The organism is Pseudoalteromonas sp. MMG012 (genome assembly GCF_018100875.1).
GTDB lineage: Bacteria > Pseudomonadota > Gammaproteobacteria > Enterobacterales > Alteromonadaceae > Pseudoalteromonas > Pseudoalteromonas aurantia.
In genome coordinates, this window is sequence record NZ_JAGJEF010000124.1 from 1 (window position 1) to 7470 (window position 7470).

The window sequence follows — 7470 nt, forward strand, 5'->3', positions numbered from 1 at the left end:
AAGCGACTGATGTAGCGTTTTAAACTCTTTGTCTCCCTGAGTTTATTTCAGAGTCCATTGCTTCCTCGTTTAGTGATTTATTCCGAAACAGTAAGCGTGCGATAGGTATCGTACGCAAATTGGTCCGTCATGCCGCTGATGAAATCTTGTAACAGTCGGCAGCGGTAGTAAAACTCGTATATAGAATTAGTTGCATGTTCTGGCGGGAGCTCAGCAACACTTTGCTGATAAACCGCGACAAATTTTTTCGATATACGTTTTACGAGTCTTTTTTCTACTGGGTAAGCCCTCCCATTTTCAAGTAAGTCAGTGAATTGCGTACTTGAGAGATCTAATACTCGTTGATATTCATTGAGTATTCCACTGGTAATTTTGTAACCTTGAAGCTCTAATTGCTCAACTTCTTTATGAGAGAATACGTGCTTTAGTGCCACATTTTTAAGCGCTTGAGTTACACAGTGTTGGTAGCCGTTATCTTCTAATAGAGCTTCGTTAAAATGGCCGTGGTAAATGGCATCTAGGTTGTCGACAAATCGCTGTGTGGCGTGTGTGACTAACGGGTGTAATAGCTTAACTCTTAAAAAAATAAAAAACTCATTTTCAAAATTGGCAGGGTTGATTTGGGCTTTTTTAAAGGCGCTATCAACTTTATCTTTCATATAGCTACTATCATTAAGGCGCTGTTTTTTGACGATTTGGGTGTACTCATCGATTAACAATCCCTTTAGTTCTAATACGGTGATAATACCTTTTTCAACCGCATCTTCCATGTCTGCTAAGCAATAAGCTATGTCATCTGCGGCTTCCATTATATAGGCAGCAGGGTGACGGTTACCAGCTTCAATGTTGAGAGTGTTCCACAGTTGCGTCACAAATTTACTTTCACTGTAGTAAAAGCCGACTTTTTTTTGCAAGTAAGATTTATTGTTCGGCACCTGTGATTTTGGAGTGGTTGCTGCACGGGTATATTTCAGAATACTGGCTGTTTGGCTGTAGGTAAGATTGAGGGTTGAAAGGGTGTGTACGATGCGTATTGCTTGGGCATTGCCTTCAAAGCTACATACATCAAGCAAAAGTTGCTCAGTGAGGGTTAATTCACAGCTTTGTGTTGCATTCAATGCAGTATGTGATGATGTGTTGTATTCACTGTGATTTAGTAAATAGCGTTTGAACCAGTCGTTTATTGCGGCTTCGCCAAAATGACCAAATGCAGGGTTGCCAATATCGTGCATAAGGCAAGCCATTTCACATAATGTGACGAGTGCGCTTTCTAAATCTTCCTGTGAATTTGATTGAATATAATGGTGCAAGCCACGCTTTTTTAGCTCTGCAATAATAGACTGGGCAATAAACCGACCATTTTGTTGTACTTCTAATGAATGGGTTAACCGTGATCGTACTGCGGCGTTGCGCTCTAACGGAAATACCTGAGTTTTTTGTTGTAAACGCCGTAGTGCAGCACTGTTGATAATACGGCCTCTGTCACTTTCTAAACTGCTATTGACGTTGCCTCGCGTATTCCCTTGCGTATTGTATGGTCGTAGTGTGTTTATTTTGCTGCTAAAAGTCATGATTTGATTCTGCGCAATTGAAAGTTAAGTATGTAATTTAAAGGCTTGTATATTTTTTGTAAACACAAAAGGCGATTATTCACGCAAAGCTATGACTTTCCCGTTCATTGGTTTGATTAAAAAATAATGTCATCCTTAACATTATTTTTTCTAAGCGATTATACGAAGTGTGTTTCCTTTAACTTTAAATACGTAATGCGATTAGCTAAAAAGTTGGTACTGGTAGCGTAGCTTCCCACCTACCCAAGTTTGTAATACCGGTATGTCGCGTATTTTTCTTGCGTCACTAATTGTGAGTGGGTCTTCAGCTAAAATAACGTAATCGGCCAGTTTGTTTTTAGCTAAACTGCCCACCCATTCATCAACATGGCACTGCCATGCTGCATCATATGTAATGGCTTTAAGCGCTTGTTCTCGGGTAATGCACTCACTTTCATTTAACACGAGATCCTTAGGGGATTTTTCCATAATACGGGTTACTGCTTGCTCCATCATGCGTAACGGGCCAGTTGGGCTCACTGATAAATCACTGTGTAAGGTAATTCGGCTATTTAGGTCAAGCATGGTTTTACAGCGGTCGAGCATGTGCGACTTACTCTTGAAGATAACTTTTTCAAAGGCGTAGCCCCAGTAACCAACATGACCAATTAAAAAGCTAGGTGAAATGCCTATTTCTTGCATGCGCTTTGCGCTGTAGTCACTTAATAATGAGCAGTGTTCAATACGATGACGCTTATAAATACCTGATTCGCCAGCAAGTGCGTTTTCATATACATCAAGTGCAATATCAATTGCATGATTACCGTTAGCATGAATTAAAATAGGCCAGCCTTTATTGATAATGGTATTTACCATTTTCTGATAATTTGGTTTGCTATTGTCGGTTTGTTCTGTGGCATCATAGCTATAATTAAAAATACCGTAATTATTAACGGGGTTACAACTGTACTGTTCTGACTGATAACCGGTTAACCCTTGGTTGGAGCCATCAGAAACTAACTTAACACCGGCTTGAAACACTTCAGCTAAGCTTTGCTCGGTGATGGGCGTAAAGTCAGTCAATGCTTCTGCATCGGCAACTGATTCGCACAGTTTTGCGTAGCCAACGCGCATATTATGCGGAGTAAATTTTCGATAGAGCTTTAACATTTCACACATCATTGGCTTCATGCCGGCTTCGTACATCATGGTTACGCCGCGTTTATTGGCCGTAGAAAAAATCTCAGCGATGTAGCGAGGTAAGTTTTCTAATGCAGATAAATTTTGAGATTTAGGTATGGCGTTAAAAGCAGGGAAAATTTGCGTGAGCTCTTGTAAAGCCCCTTGCTCGGTTATGTTTTTAACAAAGTCGATTTGCTCGTCTGCGGGAAAAAATGGTTTAATTTTCTCTAGGGCTGCGGTGTTTACATAAGCGGTGTGTAACGATGCCGACATTAGAAATATTGGGGTATTGTCGTCTCTTAATTTATCTAATGCAACAACGGTGATATCAGCAAGTTGTGGTGCGCTGTCTGTACATTCCCCTTCATATTCAAAGGGCATAAGCGCAGGGTCAACGCCAGTACCTAAAATCCAATCTCCCGGCTTTTTAGGCGCAAACAGCTTAACTTGGTTAAGTACGTAATCTAGGCTGTAATCTGGGTTTAAATGTTGACCCGTGAACGCGCCTAAATCAATCCAACCCATTGTCAGCGCTGTAGGAACAATATGCACATGAGGCTCAATTAAACCTGGTAGGAGTGTTTGATTTTCTTCTAATATAAGGTGATTGTTGGGTTGCATACCAAGTGCGCGCATTTGGGCACTTACATCACTTAAGTTACCTACAGCGAAGACTTTGCCATTTGCAAAGCCAATCGCTTCAACTTGGTCGGTTGAACCGTTAATCATAGGGCGGATCACACCGCCAGAATACATGACAAACCCCGCTGGGAGTAAAGATTCAGACGTACCAAGCTGTTTTGCATACTCTTTTATTGATTGAGTAAAGTTGCTCAAAGACTCCTGAGTTTCGTAACTGTTCCAAAGCGGGTTGTGACAAGCGCATTGTGCACAGTCGTGATTACAATTGTCGTGATTCATAAGTTACTTCCTTATTATTGATAGCACTGGTTTAGCCATTTACCGTTAAGTGGCACAGTCATTATCCGGTTTAGATAAATAAAATGTTATTACATCTGCTTACACCAATGATTTATATGCTAAATATGCAAAATCGGTTTATTGGCTATGGTGGTTAAACGTTGAATGGATCCTGACCTGCGTCAGGAAGACGAAAACACTTTCGTTGTTCTGAACTTGTTTCAGAATCCATTAGGTGAAGATCGCCGGGTGGTGTGACGACTGGCATGGGTCCTGACCTGCGTCAGGAAGACGAACGAGGAGGGATTGAAATGTAGCAGCCCACTTTCGTCGCTCTGAACTCGTTTCAGAGTCTATGGGCTGTGACGACTGGCATGGGTCCTGACCTACGTCAGGAAGACGAAACCCTTCATTGTTCTGAACTTGTTTCAGAATCTTTATTGGTAATAAACACCTATTTTGTGACCACTTGGTGCTCAGTTGAAGGTGTTGTTGGTTTTGGATCTTTTCGGTATTCCTGCAGTTGGAGTATTTGTCGTTCTAGCATTTGGGTAGGTACTTGATTATACGCCTTTTCTAACCACATAATGGCAAGATCACTGTCTTTTTTAAATAGGCTATATTGTGCGTTATATTTAAAAATAGGGTTGTATAGTAAACCTAGCAGCAGTTTGGCATGCCAATATTTTTCTTGAGCCGCGCGTTCAAGCAATCGTAATGCCTGTTTTGGTTGTTGCTTGATGATGTAATACAAGCCTGCATTAAAATAATTGTAACGACTTACTCCGGTACGATCACTTTGTAACTCTATGATTTTTTGCTCAGACAATGACATCAATAACTTCGTAATGCGTGAACGTGTCATATTAACAGGAATATTATTAGGGTGCTCTAAAGCACGATTGTAATGTGTTAATGCATGATTACGAAGTTCGTTACTGTCGGGTTGGGCTTTAAAGCGAAGATGATACACCGTTGCAATACGAATGTTAGCAATACCAGGCTCATAGGGTTTTATTTTTTCAAAACATGCAATAGCCATTTCGTCATTTTTAAGACCAAAGTGTTTCATACCTCGTCGTAAATAGGGCGACCAAGTTGCTTCGTCAGCACTCAGTGCTTTTTGTGGTAAGCCTTCGCATGCAAAAGCAGGTGTTGAGCACAGCAGCGCAATGAACATTAAGCTGAACAGCCTCATCTACAAGTTCCTGCTATGGGTTTTTATGTTTTTGCAACAGTATTAAAGATGAGCACATTTGGCAATCCGACAAATGTTGATTATTGTAAATGCGTGTAAAGATATTCTTGATTTAATGTGTTAATTAGGTTTTATATTCTGAGGTTTTTGCGTGGCTAACATGACGTTTTGGTTAAAGAATGAGTTGATATTACGTGCGTAATTATCAACTCATTGAGGGTTGGAAGAACTGGTTTAATTAGGGGGTGAAGTGTGCTTTTAACTGTAAGTTATCAGGGTCATCACCTTCAGTATTGGGTACCCATTGCTGTATACATTCGGTATTTGTTGCACAGTGATCGGTTAAAGCGTGTAAAAAAGCCACAAGATCTTGCTGTTGAGCTGAATTTAATATGGGTTTTACAAACCGTGAGCGTTCAAAGCGTCTTAATGCAGCTTGGCTATTCTCTTGAGCTTGGTCGTTTAAGCTGTCACAGTTTGCGTTGTCAGCAAATTGGGGTAACCCACACGCCCCACCGCGTTGAAAAAACTGTTCAATACTGGTGGCTGGGTCAACATAGTGGGCAACAACCTGATCTAAAGTTTCAAATGACCCAGCATGACCGTAAGGGGCAGTGAGGCTAACATTGAGTAAACTGGGCACTCTAAATGCAAACTGATTACGGCGGGTTGGCGCAATAGCAGCACGACCTATATCACTGTTGTTAGCCTGTGTACCAATACCGAATTGTGGGTAGGCCACATTAACAAAGCCTTCACGGGTGAAACGTGGTCCACCATGGCAGGTATCACATCCGGCCCCACCATCTTCTCTCGATGTAAAATACAGCAATGCACCGCGTTTTTGCTGCTCTGTTAAGGCACTGCTATCGCCATTAACATATCGATGCCAATCGGTGTCAATAAACACCATAGATTGCTGATACTGACCAAGTGCCAAAGCGATACTGTTAAAAGTAATTAAATTTTCGGCGGATTCTTGGCTGTTAAATGCGGCACGAAATTGCGCCAGCCAATCATTGGTAGCAAGGCCGCCCGTTTCTGTACCGTAATCGCCAATGCGCTCAGCCAAATGACGTCTCACCTGTTCATTATTGGTTGCCTGTATAAATGCTGTTCCACGCATTTCTTCAACCGAGGTAACCGGAAAGCGTGACAGCGCTGCGGTTAAGGTGTCTCCAGCATTGCCATCTGGTGTATTAAAATCAGAGTCAGGGGTGCTTATTTGATCGGTACGGTTTCCTTGTGCATCTTGTACTCGCTCAACACGTCCATCCCAAAATAAAGAGCGACGCATCAGCCCTGTATTAAACACTGTAGGGGCATTACGAGGTATGGTTACCTCGTTATTGATGGCTTTGCGGGCGAGGCCAATGGCATCGTGATCAATGGCATTTGTACCAATACTGAATGAAAGTTGATCGGCACCGCCTAGCTCAGGATGATGGCAGGTGGCACAGGCGACTGTTTTTTCACCCCCGAGCGCTTTTGAGAAAAACAGTTTCATACCCAATTGTGGTATTGGATTGTCTATCCTTGGGGCTTGACGAGTCTGCCTAATTCTTCTATTCAGCCTTTTTTCTGTAATGAGTGTATTAAGCATAGTGTCGGTTGCGTTACTGGCTGGAGTATCAACGTTTTCACTGGATGTATTGAGTTGCATAGGCACTATGTTTTGCGGTGTTTTTAGGTGTTCAACAGGCGCTAAGTTTGCGCTGAATACAAATAGATTACTTAATACTAAAGAACTTAAAATCATATTACATCCAGTTATAAATAATGAGCTTTCAATCACAGTGCCAAGCAAATGTGGAAGAAATGTGAATTATTGTTAAAATTACACTTGTGGTTGGTTTTTTATTCTTATGTAATATCTTAAAGTTCATTACTTAGTATTGTTATCTGGGAGCGGGTACGACGAGTTGTAAATTTATTGTGCAATTCAACGACGTTGTATGGCTATATAGAGTGTTTTCAGCTGTGAGTTATGGTTGTTTGTTTAAGTCGTTCGTAACCATGCTAAGCAATGTCGCCATAATTACAGCCCACCCAGCGTAAATGAAGTTTTCATAATTATTATATAGAAAGGCCAAGCTTTTGAACGAATAAACACGATGTAGTACATACTCTAATGCGGTTATTAGTGAAATAACAGTGAAATAAGCATGAGTGACGACCAGCAGTGAGTTATTTCCTCTGTCGTGGTTCCAAGGTTTAAATAAAGGAAGCCTAACGATATTGTTTTGATACATGAGCAAGAATATAATTGAAAATGAAATTACAGCTTGTGCAATAAAAATGAGAGAAGAGTGCCACGGTGTTTTGTTATCAAGACTACTTAGAAAATCCATTAGAAATAAAAACGTATAATACTCTATAAGATTCATAAAAAGTAAAATGCTTGTTGATGTGGCAATTACTATGTTTTTACGTATAACACCAAATGTTAGAAGTAGTACTAAAAACGAAATATATAACGACATCATGAATTCGGGTGAAAGGTAGGCAATGGCGAATATGACGAACACAGAGTTTTTAATGTTTTGAAGCTGTGCAGCTAGCGGCTTTAAATCAATTTTACATACATTTAACCATCGAAAAAGCTGGCTTGTTTTTGGC

4 protein-coding genes and 1 pseudogene are annotated in these 7470 nt (G+C 40.8%); all 5 read right to left on the reverse strand.

The genetic code is table 11. The annotated features are described in order from the left end of the window. Nucleotides 1-77: 77 nt before the first annotated feature. On the reverse strand, nucleotides 78-1571 hold the full coding sequence (dgt, locus tag J8L97_RS22015) for a dGTPase (RefSeq protein ID WP_211052804.1): 1494 nt from the start codon (nucleotides 1569-1571) through the stop codon (nucleotides 78-80). A 201-nt stretch (nucleotides 1572-1772) separates the two neighbouring features. After that, a complete protein-coding gene (locus J8L97_RS22020; protein ID WP_211052805.1) occupies nucleotides 1773-3653 on the reverse strand; it encodes an amidohydrolase in 1881 nt (626 codons plus the stop codon). A gap of 454 nt (nucleotides 3654-4107) precedes the next feature. Beyond that, a complete protein-coding gene (locus J8L97_RS22025; protein WP_211052806.1) occupies nucleotides 4108-4851 on the reverse strand; it encodes a hypothetical protein in 744 nt (247 codons plus the stop codon). 238 nt (nucleotides 4852-5089) lie between these two features. After that, entirely contained in the window at nucleotides 5090-6610 is a 1521-nt protein-coding gene (locus J8L97_RS22030) for a cytochrome-c peroxidase (RefSeq protein ID WP_247688782.1), read from the reverse strand. Nucleotides 6611-6836: 226 nt separating this feature from the next. Next, nucleotides 6837-7470: pseudogene (locus J8L97_RS22035) on the reverse strand (hypothetical protein); the annotation flags it as partial.

What these genes read in the sequence shown, in the direction of transcription:
- dgt (WP_211052804.1), bottom strand. Translation starts at nt 1,571, where the DNA reads ATGACTTTTAGCAGCAAAATAAACACACTACGACCATACAATACGCAA.
- J8L97_RS22020 (WP_211052805.1), bottom strand. Translation starts at nt 3,653, where the DNA reads ATGAATCACGACAATTGTAATCACGACTGTGCACAATGCGCTTGTCAC.
- J8L97_RS22025 (WP_211052806.1), bottom strand. Translation starts at nt 4,851, where the DNA reads ATGAGGCTGTTCAGCTTAATGTTCATTGCGCTGCTGTGCTCAACACCT.
- J8L97_RS22030 (WP_247688782.1), bottom strand. Translation starts at nt 6,610, where the DNA reads ATGATTTTAAGTTCTTTAGTATTAAGTAATCTATTTGTATTCAGCGCA.